This is a genomic window from Riemerella columbina, assembly GCF_030517065.1.
Taxonomy (GTDB): Bacteria; Bacteroidota; Bacteroidia; order Flavobacteriales; family Weeksellaceae; genus Riemerella; species Riemerella columbina_A.
Genome location: NZ_CP103950.1, coordinates 900,725 through 920,740, shown reverse-complemented (window position 1 = coordinate 920,740; position 20,016 = coordinate 900,725). Strand labels below are relative to the sequence as shown.

The window sequence follows — 20,016 nt, the reverse complement described above, 5'->3', positions numbered from 1 at the left end:
TATTATTTTTAAAATAGCCACAAATATAAAGACTAAAAACGATTCTCCAACATTAGACCACAGAAAATTATCCACACCAACCCTCTGCCAATGCCCTTTAAATATAATAATCAGCCACTTGAAACAAAAAAACTCGCCCAAAAATTTTGGGAGAGTTTTTATGAAATTAAATAAATGAACTTATTAGAATGAGTAACCTAATGCAACACCTAAAGCTGGTAATACACCATTGGCTTTAAATCCTAAGTCTTTATCCGCTTTATCATCATAGTTAAAAGTAGCATAGCCAACCCCAGCATTTAAATCTAAGGTAAAGCCACTATTCCAAATCCACTGATAACCTACTTTAGCACCAAATCCAAAAGAGTTGTAATCTACCTTCTCTTCTCTGTTGTTGAGTTCATAATCAACTCCTCCTTTAACATTACCCCCGCTATAAGATGCAGAGCCCATTCCGTACCAACCTCTAATAGCTTGGCTAAAATAATATCTATAAAAAACAGTTCCTCCTACATTTTTATATTTAACATCTCCGAATTTAAAACCGCCGATACCAGCACCTACCCCAAAAGAAGAATGTGCTCCCACAGCTCTTTCATAAGTTACCATATCCGAACCTCCTAATAAGGCAAAAGGATTAACTTTAACGGAATTTTGCTGAGCATTTACCGCTCCAAATAGTGCCATAGCACCTGCCAAAAATAATTTTTTCATTTTCAATAAAATTTTATATTTATTTAACACTGCAAATGTACAATAAAACAATTAAATATGAAATTTTATCCAATGATATTTATCATTTTTTATATTAATAGCTCTTTTTTTCTTCCATATTATAAGCAGAGATAATCTTTTTCACCACAGGATGCCTCACTACATCTCCTTCCGTTAGATGTACAAAACCTATTTCTTCCACCTCTTTTAAAATCCGCATTGCTTCCTTTAATCCAGATTTTTGCTTATGCGGCAAATCTACTTGACTAGGATCTCCTGTAATGATAAATTTTGCATTAAGCCCCATACGCGTAAGAAACATTTTCATCTGGGCATGGGTCGTATTTTGTGCCTCATCTAAAATCACAAAAGCTTCGTCTAGCGTTCGCCCTCTCATAAAAGCTAGTGGGGCGACCTCTATTACTTTCTTCTCTATGAATCCTTGTAATTTTTCATGAGGAATCATATCACGCAAGGCATCGTATAATGGTTGTAGATACGGATCTAATTTTTCCTTTAAATCTCCTGGCAAAAAGCCTAAGCTTTCCCCTGCCTCTACCGCTGGGCGCGTCAGAATAATCCGCCGCACTTGCTTTTCCTTTAATGCCCGCACTGCCAGCGCCACGCTGGTATAGGTTTTTCCCGTTCCCGCAGGACCGATGGCAAACACCATATCTTTGGTATCAGAAGCCTTAACCAGCTTTTTAAGATTGGTGGTTTTAGCCTTGATGACTTTGCCACTCACACCCTTCACAATGATGTCTTGGTCAAAAACCAACTCTTTTTCCTGAGGGCTGGTAATTGCCAAAATACTTTCTACATCTTTTAAAGAAATGCTATTATTTTTTGCGATAAATTGAACAATATCGTTGAGTTTTTGCTCTAAAATCGCTAAAGTTTCTGGGTTCCCCATCGCAAAAATGTAGTGGTCTCGCCCTGTGATTTTAAGGGTTGGAAAAGTGGATTTTATCAGATTAAAATACTGATTTCTAACGCCATAAAATGTTTTAATATCTATACCTGTAATTTCGTAATTAAGCTCCATATGCTTTTATTTCTTAAATTTAACAAACCACCGCTGGAGTGGATTTCTTATTGTTCTTATATATTTAATTTCCGCTGCAGAGAGCACGCGTGGTTGGTTTTGCTTCAAAAAAGTTGCCATTGTGATAAAAAACTCTGTTACAGATTGATTTTTAAACGAGGACTTAAGCGAAGACACCATAGCCAGCTGCCAGTTGAGTCCAATATTATAAAAATATTCTCCCAATTTCCGTGCCTTTTGGCGTTGGTATTTGTAAGCCGTTGGGCGCAAGTGCTTCACCCACAAATCTTTAATAGCAACCACCTGATAGCCGTGCATCTGTGCCAACATCACATCTATATTATCCCAGCCTAAAACCTCACGAAGCCCATTCATTTGGGTAAAACAAGCCTTGCGGTAAGATTTAATGGGACCCCGCACATGGTTTTTAGATGATAGATTTTCAAACACCCACTGCCCTTCTTTTTCAATATAAACCAAGCCCGAAACCATTCCCGCTTTAGGATTTTGGGCATAAACCTCTTGCAGGCGCGCCAAGTAATCTTTCGGAAATATAATATCCGCATCAAATTTGCAAATAATTTCGTAATTTGACCAATCCACACTGGACAAGCCAGCATTAAAAGTTCTCACCACCTTAGCCCCTGGCTGATGCTGAGAAGGCGGCAGCTGTATCATCTTAAAACGGGTATCATTTTCAATAAAATCTGCCACAAGCCTTTGAGTTTGGTCGGTAGAGCCATCATTAACCACCACCACATCAAAATCTTGGTAAGTTTGCACCGATAAAGAAGCCAAAGTCTTCAGAATGGTCGCCTCTTCGTTATGCGCTGGTATGATGATGATGAATTTCAAAATAATCTATTTGCTGACAAAGATAGACATTATCTTTTTTAATCTCAAAAGATTTTGAACCCACAGCATTTCTCAGCGTTATTTCTTATATACAGTATGTTATTTTCATCATTTTGTGGATCATCGTATCTAAAAAATCATTAAATTTGCGAATAGAAAATAAAAACGATGAATAAACTATCCCAACGAGTAGAAAGACTCAGCTACTCCCAAACTTTTGTTATGTCTAACAAAGCCCGTGCGATGAAAGCCGAAGGCATTGATGTGATTAGCCTGACCTTAGGCGAGCCCGATTTTGATGTGCCTGAAAAAATAAAACAAGCCGCCAAAAAGGCGATTGATGACAACTATAGCCATTATTCTCCAGTTGCAGGATTTTTGGAGCTTAGAAAAGCCGTTTGCCATAAGCTAAAACGCGACAATCAACTTCAATATGAACCTTCGCAAATTTGCGTATCCACAGGGGCTAAACAGGCTATTTCTAATGTTTTAGCTGCCTTGATAGACGAGGGCGACGAGGTTATTTTGCCAACACCCTACTGGGTAAGTTATGATGAAATGGTGCGGATGATGGGCGGCACTTCGGTGTTTATAGAAACCTCCATAGATACGGATTTTAAAGTTACGGCAGAGCAAATACAGCAAGCCATTACGCCGAAAACCAAAGTTTTATTATTCAGTTCGCCTTGCAACCCTTCGGGCAGTTTTTACAATGCCGAGGAGTTGGAAGCCATTGCCAACATTATTGCAAAATATCCGCAGATTACCATTATTTCTGATGAAATTTATGAGTTCTTAAATTACGAAGGGCAGCACACATCTATCGCTCAATTTCCGCAAGTTTTTGGGCAAACAGTGGTCATCAATGGTGTTTCCAAAGCTTATGCGATGACGGGCTGGCGCATTGGCTATTCCGCAGCGCCACAGTGGTTGGCATCCGCTTGTGATAAAATCCAAGGGCAGGTGACTTCTGGCGCCAATACTATTGCACAAATTGCTTCTATCACGGCGTTAGAGATGAACCCTAAGGAATTACAACCGATGATTTACAAATTTAAAGAAAGGCGAGATCTTGCCCATCGTTTGGTTTCCGAAATCCCTGGTTTCCAGTGCAATTTACCCAAAGGCGCATTCTACCTTTTCCCTGATATTTCTTATTATATCGGTAAAACTTTGGGCGATACCACCATTAAAAACTCTGATGATTTCGCGATGTTTTTATTAGAAAAAGCCCACGTGGCAACGGTGGGAGGCGTATCTTTCGGTGATGACCGCTGCATCAGATTTTCCTATGCCGCTGCCGATGAGGTGATTATAGAAGCGATGAGGAGAATTAAAGATTGCTTAGCCCAATACGACGCCTAAGGCTGTTTTAGAATATCTTTTTTAATGATAGTTTTTATCAATCAAAAAAAATTGACTTCATTGAAATAAGTTATTACCTTTGCAAAAGAAAATTTTAAATCAATAAACAAAAAAAATATAAAATTATGTCATTAGTAGGAAGAATTTTCCCAAACATCACCGTAGATGCCATTTCTGAAATGGGGGACAACTTAAGAATCAATGTATTAGAGGAAGCCGCTAAAAACCAACAAAAGGTTTTATTATTTTGGTATCCTAAAGATTTCACTTTCGTTTGCCCAACGGAATTACACGCGTTCCAAGAGGCTTTAGGCGAGTTTGAAAAAAGAAATACCAAAGTGATCGGTGCTTCTTGCGATACTAACGAGGTGCACTTCGCTTGGTTGAACACAGCAAAAGACAACGGCGGTATAGAGGGCGTAACTTACCCACTTTTAGCCGATACTCACAGACAATTGGCGAACGCTTTAGGCATCATCGACCAAGATTTTGATTATGATGATGAAGGCAATGAGCTTCTTTCTGGTTCTAATGTGACTTACAGAGCGACTTATCTTATCGATGAGACTGGAAAAATTTTCCACGAATCTGTAAACGATATGCCATTAGGAAGAAATGTGAAAGAGTTTTTAAGACTGATTGATGCTTATACGCATGTTCAGAAGCACGGCGAAGTTTGCCCTGCCAACTGGGAAGAAGGTAAAGATGCGATGAGCGCCGACAGAAAATCAACTGCTGAATATTTAGCTAACCACTAAAAAAATCTAAGGGGTTGGCAAGAACAGCCCCTTTCTTTTAACCTCAACAAAAATTAAAAACACAAATTAGATATAAAATGTACCAAGAATTAACAGAAGATACCCTTCAACAAATCGTTCAAGACCAAGACACCGTAATGGTTCAGTATGGCGCTACATGGTGTGGTAACTGTAGAATTATGAAGCCTAAATTTAAAAAATTAGCGGCAGAGAACGAGAATATCCCGTTCTACTATGTAGATGCTGAGAAATTCCCTGAAAGTAGAAAATTAGCCAAAGTGGACAACTTGCCTACCTTTGCAGCGTTTAAAAATGGCGTTTTAGTTAACCAAGTGCAAACCAACCAAATTGAAGGTTTGAGCCAGTTGGTGGACGAAGTTAAATAATCTACAAAAAACAGACTTATGAAATTACCCATCATCAGACAATTTTACCAAAACAATAGCCCTGAAAATCTTGAAGCGGCGTTAGAAGTTTTAGAGTCTTACACGGAGTTTAGAGGCGTATCTGATGCCGAAATAGATATGGTAGGTGAAATGATTACCAACATCTGCGGCGCCATGGAGGTACACCAAAGCGTGAAAGAAGGAATGGCGGAAAAAGATGCCCTCAATGCCTTTGCACAAAAGGTTATGGGCTCCATAGACCGCGGTTAAATCTTTCCAAAAGTATTTATAAAAAAATCCGACTTTCATCAGAAACTCGGATTTTTTTATTTGACAGCTTTTATTTCTCTTTTTTAAACAGAAACTGTAATCCATTTTGTTTTAAAACCATTGTTTGCTCTTTAGGGTTGAAAATTAAAACAATGCCTGCTAGATCAAACTGAAACTGATGCTCTGCCGTGGCTTCCAACGCGAACGAAGCCTGTCCTGTGGCTTGTGCTGTTAAACCTGCATCGCTTTGGGTAATGATGACTTTTATAGGAAGCTCGGAGCTGGCATACACGCCAACATATGCCACCAATTGTTTTGCAGGAACCACATAGGTCTCAAATTTTGGCAACTCATAAGGTTCACTATACACCTCACTCATCACCGTAATAGAAATAGCATTCATATCATAATTTAATCCATTGAGCACCATTGCATATGCTATTTTATTATGCTCATCATAGCTAAAAACCGAATGAAAACCATCAATTCCTCCCGTATGTCCATAGAGTTTTTTATCCATAAAAGGAAACTGAAACAGCCCCATTCCATAGCCATCTTTTATTGTTTTCATTAAGTTAAGATGTTCTGGTTTAATGAGTTTTCCCGTGAAAAGTGCTTCTGTAAACTTGACCAAATCCGTAGGTGTAGACATAATATTTCCCGCTCCCACAGGTACACTTGATGCTGTTTGTGACTCCAAATTCCATCCGTCATTCCATTGATACGATAGACATTCGTTTTCGACAGGATTGATGGACTTAAATACCGCTGTATTTTTGAGACCTAGTGGCTGCACAATATATTCACGAAGCAAATCTGCATACGGCTTCTGCATCACTTTTTCCAAAATATACGACAGCAATACATAGTTAGAATTACTGTATTTGCCTTGACTGTTCGGCTCAAAATCACTGCCACCCTTAGCGATAATTTTCACCATTTCTGCCTCCGATTTTTGCTGTGTGTTCCATTGTATATAATCCTCCACTTCAGTAAAATTATGAATACCACTGCGGTGTTGTAGCAAATCTGCCACAGTAATTTTATCTGAATTTTTAATCGTGAGAAACCACTGACCTATGGTTTGATTGAGGCTTAACTTTTGGGCTTCTATTGCTTTAAATACCAACACTGCCGTAAAAGTTTTGCTAATAGAACCAATGCGATATTTTGAGTTCTCATCGGCTTTTTGTTGAGTCACCACATCGGAAAAACCGAAAACATTGGTATAGAGTATTTGTCCATTTTTAGCCAAAGCTACACTCCCCATCGCCTTATTTTTTTGCACTAATGAATTGAAGTATTTGTTGAGTTTTTCTGCATTAAAACTTTGAGCTATCCCCAGCTGAAAATACAGCCCCACCCCAAGGGTGATTAAAATTTTTCTTTTCATAAACTTTTTTATTGAATTTTAGACAGCTAATATATTAATTATTCCTGAAATTAAGTGATATTTTCAAATGAATCAATCTCGGTTTTATCCTTTTTTCCTCATTTTTTCTCCCGCTCTATTCTGCCAAAATTTCACTTTTTATAAAAATATCTGACATTTTTAACTTTAAATATGGGATGGCACATTCTTGGAAAGTTGCAGAAGGAGAAAATAATTAACTTTAAAAAATTTAAATAATATGTCAGTAAATTTTAAACCATTAGCGGATAGAGTATTGGTAGAGCCAGTAGCCGCAGAAACTAAAACCGCTTCGGGCATCATCATCCCAGATACGGCAAAAGAAAAACCTCAAGAAGGCACCGTAGTTGCCGTAGGCGAAGGCAAAAAAGATGAGCCACTAACGGTAAAAGTAGGCGATAGAGTGCTTTACGGAAAATACTCTGGTACAGAACTAAAATTAGACGGTAAAGATTACCTCATCGTAAGAGAAAATGATTTATTAGGAATTTTAGGTTAATTCTTAAAAACACAATACAACTTCAACAATATAAAGGCTTTTACGCCTTAAACCAAAACAAAAATTAAAAAATGGCAAAAGAAATTAAATTTGATATAGAATCAAGAGACGCTCTAAAAAGAGGCGTAGATGCATTAGCGAATGCAGTAAAAGTAACTTTGGGACCTAAAGGTCGTAATGTGGTGATTGAAAAATCTTTCGGAGCGCCGCATGTAACCAAAGATGGTGTGTCTGTAGCGAAAGAAATTGAACTGGAAGACAAAGTAGAAAATATGGGTGCCCAAATGGTGAAAGAAGTGGCTTCTAAAACCAACGATTTGGCTGGTGATGGAACTACTACCGCAACAGTTTTGGCACAGGCTATCGTGAGAGAAGGCCTTAAAAATGTAGCGGCAGGCGCCAACCCTATGGACTTAAAAAGAGGGATTGACAAAGCCGTAGCTTCCGTGGTGGAGAACTTAAAATCTCAATCTCAAGCCGTGGGAGATTCCACAGAGAAAATCAAGCAAGTGGCTTCCGTTTCTGCCAACAATGATGAAACCATCGGTGCACTTATCGCTGAGGCTTTCGGAAAAGTGGGCAAAGAAGGGGTAATCACCGTGGAAGAAGCCAAAGGCATTGATACCACAGTAGATGTGGTGGAAGGAATGCAGTTTGACAGAGGTTATCAGTCGCCATACTTTGTGACCAATCCAGAAAAAATGGTGGCAGAGCTGGACAACCCTTACATCCTTTTAGTAGAGAAAAAAATCTCTTCTATGAAGGAATTATTACCAGTCCTTGAGCCAGTGGCACAGCAAGGAAAATCTTTACTCATCATCTCCGAAGAGGTGGAGGGCGAAGCTTTAGCGACTTTGGTGGTGAATAAACTAAGAGGTTCGCTTAAAATTGCCGCTGTAAAAGCCCCAGGTTTTGGCGACAGAAGAAAAGCGATGTTAGAAGATATTGCCATCTTAACTGGCGGACAAGTGATTTCTGAAGAAAGAGGTTTCACTATGGAAAACGCCACCATCGATATGTTGGGTAGAGCAGAAAAAGTGGTGATTGACAAGGACAATACTACCATTGTGAACGGCGCTGGCGACGAGGCTCAAATTAAAGGCAGAGTGAACCAGATTAAAGCCCAAATGGAGAGCACCACTTCTGACTACGATAGAGAAAAACTCCAAGAAAGATTAGCCAAATTGGCAGGTGGTGTGGCTGTCCTTTATGTAGGTGCCGCTTCAGAAGTGGAGATGAAAGAGAAAAAAGACCGTGTAGATGACGCCCTCCACGCGACCAGAGCTGCCGTGGAAGAAGGTATCGTTGCTGGTGGTGGTGTGGCATTGGTAAGATCTATTGCCGCTTTAGAAAGCCTTTCTGGCGCTAACCAAGATGAAAACACAGGGATCAAAATCGTGAAGAGAGCCATAGAAGAGCCATTGAGACAAATCGTAGCCAATGCTGGTGGCGAGGGTTCTGTGGTGGTTGCCAAAGTGGCTGATGGTCAAGGCGATTACGGCTACAACGCTAAAACCGATACCTATGTGAATATGTTAGAAGCGGGGATCATTGACCCTACGAAAGTAACTCGTGTAGCATTAGAAAATGCCGCTTCTGTGGCAGGAATGCTCCTCACAACAGAATGTGTGATTACAGAACTTCCAAAAGATGAACCGGTGATGCCTCCAATGGGTGGCGGAATGCCAGGAATGATGTAATCTCCTCAACATCAATAACAAAAAAACGCGCTCTAATGAGTGCGTTTTTTTTGTGCGGTTTATGGATTACATTAAAGAATTAGGAATATTCTAATCCCCCCACCTCCGCTTCTGCAGGGACACCTCGGTTTTTTATCCTATCTTTGTGGTTTCATATTTTAGACTTATGAACTACATTACCGCAGAGCATCTGAGCAAAGCCTATGGCGTTAAAACGCTTTTTGAAGACATCAGCTTCCATATTAACGAAGGTGATAAAATTGCCATTGTCGCTAAAAATGGCAGTGGCAAATCTACCCTCCTCAAAATCCTAATGGGCAAAGAAATCCCAGATGCGGGCACCATCATCATCAATAAAGATATTCAGGTGGTTTTATTTGACCAAGAAATCGCCTTTAATCCAGAAGATACCGTGGAAGAGTTTATGATGAAGTTAGACGCCGCGCCCATCAATGCCGTTCGGAACTACCACCTTTCCCTAAACTCATCAGACCCTCAGTTTATAGAACAGGCATTGGCGGAAATGGAAATTCATAAGGCTTGGGATTTAGAAAACGAGATGAAACAAATCCTCTCTCAGCTAAAAATCACCAATCTTTCGGCAAAAATGGGGACTTTATCGGGCGGACAAGTCAAGCGCGTTGCCTTAGCCAAGCTCCTTACAGAAACGCGTGCAGAGCATCGGCACACCCTTTTGATTATGGATGAACCGACCAACCATCTGGATGTAGATATGGTGGAATGGTTAGAAAATTACCTCTCCAAAACGCGAGTTACCCTACTTTTGGTCACCCACGACCGCTATTTTTTAGACAGCGTTTGCGATACCATTTGGGAGTTAGAAAATGGACAACTCTACCTGCACCAAGGCGGCTATGCCACTTATCTTGAAAACAAAATGATACGCGAGGACAACCTGCAATCTACTATAGACAAAGCCAACAACCTCTACCGCAAAGAGTTAGACTGGATGCGCCGACAGCCCAAAGCCCGCACCACCAAATCCAAAAGCCGCATTGAGGCGTTCTATGAAACCGAAGAAATCGCCAAAACCAACACGGCGACCTCACAACTACAGCTGGATTTTAAAATGGAACGCTTGGGCAAAAAAATCTTGGAGCTTAAAGACATTTCCAAAGCTTATGGCGCTCAAGTGCTCCTTCATCATTTTTCTTATCAATTCCAAAGAGGCGAAAAGGTGGGCATCATCGGGAAAAATGGCGTAGGAAAATCCACTTTGCTCAATATCATCCAAGGTTTAGAGCCCTACGACAGTGGCGAAATAGAAACTGGCGAGACCATAAAATTTGGTTACTTCTCTCAAAAAGGCTTAGATTATAAGGAAGATGAGCGCGTGATCGATTTCATCAAAGGGATTTCCGAAAATTTCCCTCTGGCAAATGGCAAAACCATCTCGGCATCGCAGTTTTTGCGCCTATTTTTGTTTGATGACCAAGCCCAATATTCACCGATTGCCAAGCTCTCTGGCGGCGAAAAAAGAAGGCTACACCTGATGTATGTGCTCTACCAAAATCCTAATTTTTTAATTTTTGATGAACCCACCAATGATTTAGACCTGCCTACCCTCACCGTTTTGGAGCATTTTCTGCAGAATTTTCAAGGCACGCTGGTGATTGTCTCTCACGACCGCTATTTTATGGACAGAATTGTTTCCCATATTTTAGCCTTTGAGGGCGAGGGCAAAATCAAAGATTTTACAGGCAACTTCTCCGAATATAGAGCCGCCAAAGCTGCAGAACTCAAATCTAAAACCACTGCAGCGCCAGCACTAAGCCCTCAGCCCGCCCCCACTTCCGCACCGACAAAAAAGAAACTTTCCTTTAAAGAACAGCGAGAATTGGAAGCCATAGAAAAAGAACTCCCAGAATTAGAATCTCAAATCCAAAGTTTGACAGAACAGCTCAACGGCGAGACAGATTATGAGAAAATAAGCCTTCTATCCTCTGATTTAGAACGACTTACCAACACTTTAGAAGAGAAAGAACTCCGCTGGTTAGAACTACAAGAATTTCTTGTCTAATATAGACTTGACAAAAATCATATCCGAATAAACAACTGATTATCAGTGTTCTATATTGCATTATTTAGAATTGTTAAAAATAGATTTTCATATCAGCGTAAAGAATAATTATCTTTGCCCCATTATATTTAACAATTATAAATAAAAATATATGAAAAAACATTTCATTACTTTAGGACTACTTTCCGTGTCTACCCTTGCTTTTGGGCAACATAAAAAAATAGATACGCTGAAAGTACAACAGATAGAAGATGTAAACCTCCACAAAACAGGCAATCCGAACAAGGCTAAAGCGCTGACCACCAAAACGAATCTCAGCGTGATGGATACGCCGCAGCCGATCGCCATTGTTACCCACGAAATTATAGAGCAACAGCAAGCCAAGCAACTTAGCGAGGTGCTCCAGAATGTGAATGGACTCTATGTGACCTCTGCACGAGGCGGCTCTCAGGACAGTTTTGGTGGTAGAGGCTTCAACTTTGGTAATGATAATATTTTCAAAAATGGCTCTCGCGTGAACAGTGGTGCCTTTCCAGAAGTTTCTGGTTTAGAGCGTGTGGAAGTGCTTAAAGGGGCTAATGCGATGCTCTATGGTAATGTGGCGCCAGGCGGTATTGTTAATATGATTACCAAAAAACCGAGATTTAATTTCGGGGGTTCTATCGGGATGAATGTTGGCAGCTGGAACAACTACAAACCGACTGTAGACCTCTACGGCCCTCTTAGCGACAAGGTGGCGTATCGTGTGAATGGAACTTATGAATATGCCGACAGCTTCCGAGATGTGGTAAACAATCAAAAATATTACTTCAACCCATCGTTTCTCTTTAATATTGGCTCTAAAACACAATTGATTGTAGAGGCGGATTACCTCAAAAATAACTTTACCCCTGATTTTGGTTTAGGGAGCATCACCGATAAAAAAGATGGCAGCTATAAAATCAATGATTTGGTGCCGATCAGTACTTTCTTCGGCGCAGATTGGCAGTTCCAAAATGTACAGCAAACCACTTCTACCATTACCCTCAATACAGAAGTAGCAGAAAATTGGCTCCTTAATGCTGTGGCATCTTACCAAAATTATGTGAAGGATTATTTCTCCACAGAGCGTATCCAATGGAGTTATGATTCCAATATTCCAAACGACAGAATTAAATGGGATAGACCGCTCAACAGAACTTATAACGAAAATAATTATGCCTCGTTACAGTTCAACCTCAATGGCTCTTTTAAAACAGGCGATGTGGTGCATAAAATCTTAATCGGTACCGATGGCGATTATCAAAATGTAGATTCTTACACCTACGACAACCCTAAAAAATACGGCACTAACGGTAGCATTACCAACGCCACCATCTATTTAGATGACCCAAGCACTTGGACAAGCGGTGCGGAAATCAAAGGGCTCAACACCATTGGTAAAGTGAGAATTCCGACCCAAAGATTTGGGTTTTATGCTCAAGATTTCATCGAGCTGAGCAAAGAATTTAAAGTTTTAGCTGGCTTAAGATGGTCTTATTTAGAGAATAAATCAAGCATCAAAACAGATTTTAAAACTGGAAATACCACAGAAACTGCAGGCACCGTTGACCGTGCTTTTTCGCCAAAAGCGGGCTTGGTCTATACGCCTAACAAGCACCTAACGATTTTCGGTACTTATACCAACTCTTTCTCGCCAAACTCTGGAAGAACGATTTATGATGAAGCGCTCAAGCCGTCCATTATCGATCAATTTGAAATCGGGATGAAGAAAGATTTTTGGGATAATGCGGTGGCGCTCAACTTATCGCTCTACCAAATTACCAACCGAAATGCCTACCAAACCGCCGAGTTTGACAAAAATGGCAACCCTAACAGCGATAGATATGTTCGTGAATTTGCTGGAAAAATGAGAAGCCGCGGCGTGGAGTTAGACATTACGGGTAACCCAATGCCGAACCTTTCCCTCATCGGAGGTTTCTCTTACAACCACTCCGTTTATACCGAAACGCCAGATGATTTCGGTTATGTGGAAAACCAAAGATTGGTTAGAACGCCTGCTACCACGGCTAATGCATCAGTATTCTATACCTTTACGAAGGGCATCAAAGGTTTAAAATTAGGCGCTACGCTCTACTACATCGGCGATAGAATTGCTGGATGGAACGACACTAAGAAAACGCTAAAAGACCGTAATAATGTGAGCCGCCTCATGGAATTAGATGACTACACCACCGTGGCGCTTTCTGCGGGTTACTCTTGGGATAAATTTAGCATCCAAGCGAAAGTGGGTAATTTATTCAACACCAAAAACTATGTGGTGCATGAGAATTATTCCGTTAACCCCCTCACGCCGAGAAACTTCTATGTTACGGTTAACTACAAGCTCTAAGGCTTAGTTTAACTTTAAATAAAAGAAAGGCTATCGTGATTTTGCGGTAGTCTTTCTTATTTTTAGCCGATAACACAAAGTTTGGTATATATTTTGTATCTTTGCAGAATATTAAAAACAGAGAACATTATGAAAAAATTAATTTTAGGGGCTGCCGTATTCGCAGCAGGTTTATTCAGTACAGCTAACGCACAAATCCAAGAAGGTAACTGGATGGTAGGTGGTCATGTGGCTGATATGAGATTTACTAACGGTTTTGAGCTTAACTTACAACCTCAAGCAGGTTACTTTATTAAAGATAACTGGGCTGTAGGTGCTAAAGTAGGATTAGACATTTTAAGCCCAAAAGGGACTAGCGACACTCAAACTAACTGGTCTATTACACCATTTACAAGATACTACTTTGGTGATAACCAAATCGATGGTCTACTTAAAAATGGTAGATTCTTCGCTGAAGGTCTTGTAGGATTTGGTGGAATCAACAGCAGTGAAGGTGCTTCAACTAACGGTGTTCAGTTAGGTATCGGTGCTGGTTATTCTTACTTTATTTCAAGAAATGTAGCGTTAGAAGGTATGCTTAACTTCGATACTGTAACAGGTGGTGGTAACACTCTTGGAAACGGAAACTTAGGTTTCAGCTTTGGTTTCCAAATCTTCTTACCATCTGCTAAAGTAAAAGCGGCTTTAAACGATAAATAAGAATTTTATCCTATAATTTTAAAAAAGTTCGCTCTCTTACGAGAGCGAACTTTTTCTTTTTATTATTCCTCTCTCACAACATCAAATCTTAGGAAAATATCCCTCTCAAAACTCGGTGGGCGGTATTTCTCTTTAATAACATGAAATAGGCGGTTAATTTACAACTCAACAGCGGAGATTGCAGCGGAAGAATTGGCGTGACTATGAAACTCTAAATAAAAAACGCTCTAATGGTCAAACATTAGAGCGCTTTCATTAACTAATTTAAACTATTAGAAATTATGAGATATCTTTAGGATAAAACTTCTTTTACTTTATTAGCTGCCTCTTCTAAGGTAATAGCAGAATGTACTGGCAACCCTGACTCATCGATTAAGATTTTAGCCTCCTCAGCATTGGTTCCTTGTAATCTCACGATCAATGGCACAGGCAATTCTCCGAAGCTCTTATAAGCATCTACCACCCCTTGTGCTACTCTATCACATCTTACAATACCTCCAAAAATATTGATGAGAATAGCTTTTACATTAGGATCTTTAAGGATAATTCCGAATGCTTTTTCCACTCTTTCCGCATCTGCAGTACCACCTACATCTAAGAAGTTGGCAGGGTTACCACCTGATAATTTGATGATGTCCATCGTTGCCATCGCTAAACCAGCACCGTTCACCATACAACCCACATTACCATCTAACTTCACAAAGTTAAGACCAGCCTCGCCAGCTTCTACCTCCGTAGGGTCTTCTTCTCTTTTATCTCTTAACTCGGCTAAATCTTTGTGACGGAAAAGAGCATTGTCATCCAAAGTAACCTTAGCATCTACCGCCGCAATTTTGTTATCCGAAGTTTTTAGCACAGGGTTGATTTCAAATAAAGAAGCATCTATCCCCACATACGCTTTATATAAAGCCGAGATAAACTTCACAAAATCTTTAAACGCCTCCCCTTCTAAACCTAAGTTGAAAGCGATTTTTCTCGCTTGGAAAGGTAATAATCCTAATGCTGGATCTACCTCCTCGTGGTGGATTAAGTGCGGCGTCTCTTCTGCCACTTGCTCTATGTCCATCCCTCCTTCTGTGGAGTACACAATCATATTTTTACCTTTGGCTCTGTCTAATAATACAGATACATAGTATTCTTTTGGCTCAGTGTCGCCAGGGTAGTACATATCTTCTGCTACCAAAACAGAGTGTACTTTTTTACCTTCTGCAGAGGTTTGTGGTGTAACCAACTGCATACCGATGATATTTTTAGCATTTTCTTCTAATTTTTCTATCGTAGGAGAGAATTTTACACCGCCGCCTTTACCTCTACCGCCAGCGTGCACTTGAGCTTTTACCACCCAAGCTTTAGTTCCAGTTTCTTCTGAAAGTTTTTCGGCTGCCGCTTTGGCTTCCTCTACAGTATTAGCCACGATGCCTCTTTGCACTCTAACACCGTATTTTGCTAAAATCTCTTTTGATTGATACTCGTGAAGATTCATAATATATTTTTATATTTAATTGATCACTTTTTAAGTCCCACAAATTTAAACAAAATCTTTGGAAGATAGAAATTTTAGAGCTTTGTTTTTTATCAGCCCTTAGAAACCTTGCTTTTCTTTAACAAAAACTAAAATCAATAAAGCCCAACTTATAATCATCAACAAGCCTCCCAAAGGCGTAATGGGACCTAAAAATTTCAAATTAATACCCCAAACTTCTTGAAATGCTAAAAAATAAATGCTCACAGAAAATAAGAAAGTGCCGATGATCATCAACAAAGAGACCCATTTTTCTAACGAGGTTTCGTACCTTAATATATACCCCACGAGGATTAAAAATAAAGCGGCATACATCTGATAGCGCACGCCAGTTTCAAAACTCGCTAATTTTTCCACTGATAAAATGGATTTAAAAGCGTGGGCACCAAAAGCGCCTAATACTACGGAAAGTAAGCCATAAAGCCCACCCATAACCAAAGTGAATGTTTTCATTTTTTATCGTTTTTTAAGATTTTGCTCTCAATTGATTTAGTTCTGCAATCACCTCGTGGTGGCTCACGGTTTTATCCTTAAAATATTGAACGAAATGCTGTTTCTCCTCCTCTGTGGCATTAAACTGGTTGAGAATGTTGAATAAATGCATTTTCATATGACCCTTTTGGATGCCCGTGGTCACCAAAGAACGCAGCGCCGCAAAGTTTTGCGCCAAGCCAGACACCGCCATAATGCTCATCAGCTCCTGTGCAGAAGGCTTTCCTAAAAGCGCTAAAGAGAATTTAACCAACGGATGAAGATTGGTGAGCCCCCCAACCACGCCCACAGAAATTGGCAAATCTATCCAAAATCTAAAAATACCGTTATCAATAGTGCAATGCGTGAGCGAGCTGTACTGCCCATTTCTGGCGGCATAGGCGTGAGCGCAAGCTTCCGTAGCCCTGAAATCATTCCCTGTGGCAATCACCACCGCATCTATGCCGTTCATAACGCCTTTGTTGTGCGTGGTAGCACGGTAAGGCTCTATTTCCGCAATGGTAACCGCCTGTTTGAATTTCCACGCAAACTCTTCAGGAGAGATGCCGCTATCGTCTTTTAAATCCTCAATTGGACAAGAAACCTCCGCGCGGACAATACAATCTGGCGTGAAATTGGACAAGATATTCATCACTATTTGGAGCGAGTTTTTCTCCTCATCAGAGAAGGCTTCATCGGCATTCAATTCGTTTTTTAAGGTCTTCCCAAATTGCTCCAAACACGAGTTGATAAAGTTAGCACCCATAGAATCTTTGGTGTCAAAACTGGCTTTCAACTGGTAATAGTTGGGCATTTCTGCCGTTTTATCAATCAATTCTATGTCTAAAATACCGCCGCCTCTATTGCGCATATTTTGGGTGATATTATCGGTATCTTCAAAGAGTTTTTTCTTAAGGTTAAAATTGAAAAAATGCTTGATTTTATGAGGTTCGGCTTGAAGGATAAAATGGGTATGCCCTAATTTTTTGGTGTCTATAATCGTGGTTTTAAATCCGCCTTTGTCCAGCCAAAATTTAGCCGCCTTAGAAGCCGCTGCCACCACAGAGCTCTCCTCCACCGCCATAGGAAGCGCCAACAATTGACCATCGATTAAAAAATTAGGAGCTATGCCATAAGGCATATAAAAGTTAGAAATGGTATTTTCCGAAAATTCTTCGTGTAATTTTTGCAATTCTGGATTTTCATTCCAATATTGAGACAGAATAGTGCTATATTCAGCATCATTTTCTAAATATTCTTTAATAATCCAATCTATTTTTTGTTGCTTGCTTAGTTTAGAAAAACCTTCTATAGGCTGATGTTTCATAACATTAGAATTTAAGAAATCAAAGATACAACATCCTCTTATAAACACCAAAAATAAAATATCCGCTAAAAAAAATAAATCTGAAAATCAGATTTTTGCAAAAAAAATAAAAAATTAAGGTTAATTTATTTTGCTAAAATAAAAAAAAGATATACCTTTGCACCACTCAAAACAAGAGTAGTTGAGTTTTATATTCAATTAGACCCATGGTGTAATTGGCAACACAGCAGATTTTGGTTCTGTTATTCGGGGTTCGAGTCCCTGTGGGTCTACAACCACACCATAATAACCCGCTGAAAATCAGCGGGTTATTTGTTTTAAAAAACGCTTTGTCCCGAATATGTCCCTAAAAATTGGATTAAAACTAAAAAACCTCATCTATTTTTAGCTGAGGTATCAAAAAAAATAACCCCGCTTTTGCGAGGTCATTTACTTACTGCTCTTGGAGTGATTTTTGAATATTGGTTAATAACTCTAATTCTAAATGAGGCGTAAGGGTTTGAGCAAACATTAAAACCCGTGCTATTTCTCCTGCACTTGCTCCGAAGCTTTGGCGGAGGTCTCCACTGCTTAGCTTATCATTTTCGCTAATAAAATGTAAAGCCGTAGCACACACGCCTATTATATCATTTATTAACCACCCCAGTTGGCATACTTCCGCAAACTCGGTGTTATTTAGCCCTTTTTCTTGGTTAGATACAAACCACTCTTTTAGGTCAATCGCTTTGCCGTCTATGATTACGGCGGTTTCTTTCTTTGTCATTTCTTTTGTTTAGGTAATATAAAGCCCTTGCGGGTTAGGTGTCCTACGCCAAAAGAAGCGTTGCGGAGCTTTCGCCAACCGCCACCATACCACACGGGCAAAGTTTGTCTATTCTCGTTAATGTTCTTTTGTTTAGGAGCGACAAAGATACATTATTTTTTTAATGTTTGGCGTTTTTCTTTCCAATTTTCCGCACTCATAAAATTTTGTATCGTCCTATATGAGCAGTCTAATAGCTTGGCTATTTCCTTGCTGTTTAGCCCCATACAATAGTATTTAAAGGCTCTTTGCTTGGCTTGGTCTGTTATTGCTTTCATAACGCATTTTTTTATTTAAAAATAAAGTAATCCATTATCTGTCTAAATACCAAAACATTACAAGTATTTTTAAAATATCAGGTAACGAATTAGTAACTCAACTTGCTTCCTTGAATTTCACTGATTTTCATTGAAAACTCAATACCGCAAATATACACTTATTTACTTTCAAAAAAAAATCTTGTAACTTTGCTTTGCAGGCTGCACGCTGCAAGTCGGCATCCATAGAGAAGCACGCTTGCGGCGTGCAGCCTGCAAATACATACAAAGTTTTATTACAGGATTTATTTGAATGTAAATTTTGTTTCTTGTTTGATTTTCTTCTTTCTCCCTATTTTAGTTTGTGATAATTAATGCTTATTTTTTTAGTCTTAATTTTAAAAAATCTAATATGTCGCATTATGTAAACATGTTCAGACGAATTGAACAAGAGATTGAAAAGGAAGAAAAAAAAGTAACGTTTGAAACCAAGCAAATTACGCAGGAAGCACTTAAGATGGTGATTTACCTAAATGACAAATTGCAAGAATTTCGTAAAGAGGTTTTACAAAAAGGCTTTGAAGATGATGATGAAGAAATCTATTTCTTTCGACATATCAAACCCAATATTCAGGGGAAATTAATCTTTTACAATCGAGTGTATCGTACAGAAATGCTACGCCCTACCTCTATCAATGACTTTACTAAAAAATACTTTAGTGATGAGGAGGAAAGATGCCGAAAGCGTTATGATTATTTTCTAAAATCGGATGATTTTTATCGCTATTATTGGTCGGGCAGAAATGATAAAGATGCTCTCTACTTTAAGCGTTTCGCTATTAATCTTGCTGATGGATTAGAAAATCATGTCTTTGATTTAGACCCCTATTTTTCTACTTATTATGACTATTTAGTCGCTAGAATTATCGCTCGTGAGTTATTTTATGATTATCTATTATTCAGAACAACTGAAAAACAATACGAAGATATAGAGGATTTTGAACATTCCTTGGAATGGAGTGCTTCTAAAAATGCCCTTGTGGAGCTAATCTATGCATTATATTGTTCTGGTGCTATTTCCAATGGAAATACCAACCTGAGCGCTATCTCTTTTGCTTTTCAAAGGATATTTAAAGTGGAACTCAAGGATATTAATCACTCCTTTCATCGTATGAAATTTCGTTCAAAATCTCAAACCTTATTTATTGATCAATTACAATCTTCTTTGCAAAACTATATCAATAAAAACTTATAGCTTGCTTTTGCCCATTTATTGGGCATAAGAGAAAAACACCCATAAACACCCATTGGCAAACCACACTCACACTACTTACTTTACTAACTTCAAAATGATTATTAGTCGCTTCAAGCGTCTTTTTTTTGCTCTAAATTTATGATTATTAAAGCATAAAAATAAATGCGTTAAAATGTGCTAATTTTCTATCTACCCATTGGCAAAACTTGGCGTTATCATCGCCTCAGTCTTCTGAACTTTGTCCTCAGATAAACGATAAAATCAGAAG

At 39.2% G+C, this 20,016-nt stretch carries 19 protein-coding genes and 1 tRNA gene; 11 read left to right on the top strand and 9 right to left on the bottom strand.

Annotation, left to right across the window (positions count from 1 at the left end):
* Nucleotides 1-183 precede the first annotated feature (183 nt).
* The 3 genes from NYR17_RS04425 to NYR17_RS04415 all read right to left on the bottom strand — a co-directional run bounded on the left by NYR17_RS04425 (nucleotide 184) and on the right by NYR17_RS04415 (nucleotide 2,614).
* On the bottom strand, nucleotides 184-714 hold the full coding sequence (locus tag NYR17_RS04425) for a DUF3575 domain-containing protein (protein ID WP_302506824.1): 531 nt from the start codon (nucleotides 712-714) through the stop codon (nucleotides 184-186).
* Nucleotides 715-808: 94 nt separating this feature from the next.
* Nucleotides 809-1,759 (bottom strand): PhoH family protein, encoded by a 951-nt coding sequence (locus NYR17_RS04420; protein ID WP_302506823.1) that lies wholly within the window; start codon nucleotides 1,757-1,759, stop codon nucleotides 809-811.
* 6 nt (nucleotides 1,760-1,765) lie between these two features.
* Nucleotides 1,766-2,614, bottom strand: coding sequence for a glycosyltransferase family 2 protein (locus NYR17_RS04415; RefSeq protein ID WP_302506822.1), 849 nt, complete (start codon nucleotides 2,612-2,614; stop codon nucleotides 1,766-1,768).
* A 168-nt stretch (nucleotides 2,615-2,782) separates the two neighbouring features.
* On the opposite strand from NYR17_RS04415, the gene NYR17_RS04410 reads away from it, so the two are divergent.
* From NYR17_RS04410 to NYR17_RS04395, 4 genes are all read left to right on the top strand, one after another.
* Entirely contained in the window at nucleotides 2,783-3,979 is a 1,197-nt protein-coding gene (locus NYR17_RS04410; protein WP_302506821.1) for a pyridoxal phosphate-dependent aminotransferase, read from the top strand.
* A 125-nt stretch (nucleotides 3,980-4,104) separates the two neighbouring features.
* Nucleotides 4,105-4,737: a peroxiredoxin gene (locus NYR17_RS04405; protein ID WP_302506820.1), complete on the top strand. Its 633-nt coding sequence runs from the start codon at nucleotides 4,105-4,107 to the stop codon at nucleotides 4,735-4,737.
* A 77-nt stretch (nucleotides 4,738-4,814) separates the two neighbouring features.
* Nucleotides 4,815-5,123, top strand: a complete 309-nt coding sequence (locus tag NYR17_RS04400; protein ID WP_302506819.1) for a thioredoxin family protein — start codon at nucleotides 4,815-4,817, stop codon at nucleotides 5,121-5,123.
* An 18-nt stretch (nucleotides 5,124-5,141) separates the two neighbouring features.
* Complete coding sequence (locus NYR17_RS04395; protein ID WP_302506818.1) at nucleotides 5,142-5,393, top strand: DUF6952 family protein; 252 nt, start codon at nucleotides 5,142-5,144, stop codon at nucleotides 5,391-5,393.
* A 70-nt stretch (nucleotides 5,394-5,463) separates the two neighbouring features.
* Here NYR17_RS04395 and NYR17_RS04390 read toward each other — a convergent pair whose 3' ends face one another.
* Entirely contained in the window at nucleotides 5,464-6,786 is a 1,323-nt protein-coding gene (locus NYR17_RS04390) for a serine hydrolase domain-containing protein (protein WP_302506816.1), read from the bottom strand.
* 238 nt (nucleotides 6,787-7,024) lie between these two features.
* Between NYR17_RS04390 and groES the strand changes: the two genes are divergently transcribed.
* The 5 genes from groES (at nucleotide 7,025) to NYR17_RS04365 (ending at nucleotide 14,114) form a co-directional block, all read left to right on the top strand.
* A complete protein-coding gene (gene groES, locus NYR17_RS04385) occupies nucleotides 7,025-7,303 on the top strand; it encodes a co-chaperone GroES (protein ID WP_302506814.1) in 279 nt (92 codons plus the stop codon).
* A 71-nt stretch (nucleotides 7,304-7,374) separates the two neighbouring features.
* Nucleotides 7,375-9,003 carry a chaperonin GroEL gene (gene groL, locus NYR17_RS04380; protein WP_302506812.1) on the top strand — a complete coding sequence of 543 codons (1,629 nt, stop codon included), beginning with the start codon at nucleotides 7,375-7,377 and terminating at the stop codon, nucleotides 9,001-9,003.
* A gap of 166 nt (nucleotides 9,004-9,169) precedes the next feature.
* On the top strand, nucleotides 9,170-11,044 hold the full coding sequence (locus NYR17_RS04375) for an ABC-F family ATP-binding cassette domain-containing protein (protein ID WP_302506811.1): 1,875 nt from the start codon (nucleotides 9,170-9,172) through the stop codon (nucleotides 11,042-11,044).
* Nucleotides 11,045-11,195: 151 nt separating this feature from the next.
* Nucleotides 11,196-13,415, top strand: a complete 2,220-nt coding sequence (locus tag NYR17_RS04370) for a TonB-dependent siderophore receptor (protein ID WP_302506810.1) — start codon at nucleotides 11,196-11,198, stop codon at nucleotides 13,413-13,415.
* Between the two features lie 129 nt (nucleotides 13,416-13,544).
* The gene (locus NYR17_RS04365; protein WP_302506808.1) at nucleotides 13,545-14,114 is read left to right on the top strand and encodes a hypothetical protein; all 570 of its coding nucleotides are present in this window, start codon (nucleotides 13,545-13,547) and stop codon (nucleotides 14,112-14,114) included.
* A 292-nt stretch (nucleotides 14,115-14,406) separates the two neighbouring features.
* Here NYR17_RS04365 and sucC read toward each other — a convergent pair whose 3' ends face one another.
* From sucC to NYR17_RS04350, 3 genes are all read right to left on the bottom strand, one after another.
* A complete protein-coding gene (sucC, locus tag NYR17_RS04360) occupies nucleotides 14,407-15,597 on the bottom strand; it encodes an ADP-forming succinate--CoA ligase subunit beta (protein WP_302506807.1) in 1,191 nt (396 codons plus the stop codon).
* Between the two features lie 99 nt (nucleotides 15,598-15,696).
* Entirely contained in the window at nucleotides 15,697-16,089 is a 393-nt protein-coding gene (locus NYR17_RS04355; RefSeq protein ID WP_302506804.1) for a DUF423 domain-containing protein, read from the bottom strand.
* Nucleotides 16,090-16,102: 13 nt separating this feature from the next.
* On the bottom strand, nucleotides 16,103-17,434 hold the full coding sequence (locus tag NYR17_RS04350; protein ID WP_302506802.1) for a hydroxymethylglutaryl-CoA reductase, degradative: 1,332 nt from the start codon (nucleotides 17,432-17,434) through the stop codon (nucleotides 16,103-16,105).
* Between the two features lie 200 nt (nucleotides 17,435-17,634).
* Between NYR17_RS04350 and NYR17_RS04345 the strand changes: the two genes are divergently transcribed.
* A tRNA-Gln gene (locus NYR17_RS04345) sits at nucleotides 17,635-17,706 on the top strand.
* A 161-nt stretch (nucleotides 17,707-17,867) separates the two neighbouring features.
* Here NYR17_RS04345 and NYR17_RS04340 read toward each other — a convergent pair.
* Nucleotides 17,868-18,197: a hypothetical protein gene (locus tag NYR17_RS04340; protein WP_302506800.1), complete on the bottom strand. Its 330-nt coding sequence runs from the start codon at nucleotides 18,195-18,197 to the stop codon at nucleotides 17,868-17,870.
* A gap of 152 nt (nucleotides 18,198-18,349) precedes the next feature.
* Complete coding sequence (locus tag NYR17_RS04335) at nucleotides 18,350-18,514, bottom strand: terminase gpP N-terminus-related DNA-binding protein (RefSeq protein WP_302506797.1); 165 nt, start codon at nucleotides 18,512-18,514, stop codon at nucleotides 18,350-18,352.
* Nucleotides 18,515-18,905: 391 nt separating this feature from the next.
* Between NYR17_RS04335 and NYR17_RS04330 the strand changes: the two genes are divergently transcribed.
* Nucleotides 18,906-19,748 (top strand): RteC domain-containing protein, encoded by an 843-nt coding sequence (locus NYR17_RS04330; protein WP_153841740.1) that lies wholly within the window; start codon nucleotides 18,906-18,908, stop codon nucleotides 19,746-19,748.
* The last annotated feature ends 268 nt before the right edge of the window (nucleotides 19,749-20,016 follow it).